The 428-nt window shown below is 30.4% G+C and carries 1 pseudogene; it reads left to right on the forward strand.

Features of this window, described 5'->3' with window-relative positions:
- A pseudogene (locus LPB87_RS20665) lies at window positions 1–428 on the forward strand (flagellar motor protein MotB); the annotation flags it as partial.

A 428-nucleotide genomic window follows, 5' to 3' on the forward strand; every position in this document is an offset into this window, starting at 1 on the left:
GAATCTGGTGTTGATCAAGATTTTAACCCAAATACTCCGAAAAAATTTAAATCAAAAATAAACTCTAAGTTTCATGAATCTACTCCTGTTTTTACAAAAGATGGAAAGACCGTTTATTTTACAAGAAACAATTACATTGATGGTAAAAAAGGAAAAGATGAAAACAAAATTACTTTAATAAAAATATACAAAGCCACTCTCGAAAATGACCAATGGACTAATATAATGGAAGTTCCATTTAATAGTAATAATTACAGTACAGGGCATCCGGCATTAAGTCCTGATGAAAAAACACTATATTTTGCATCGGATATGCCTGGAACATATGGGCAATCTGATATATACAAAGTAGCTATTAATACCAATGGAGGATTTAGTTCACCAGAAAATTTAGGACCTGGAATAAATACTGAAGGAAAAGAAACATT

The sequence above is a fragment of the Flavobacterium sp. EDS genome, from assembly GCF_020991525.1.
In the GTDB taxonomy this organism is placed as follows: domain Bacteria; phylum Bacteroidota; class Bacteroidia; order Flavobacteriales; family Flavobacteriaceae; genus Flavobacterium.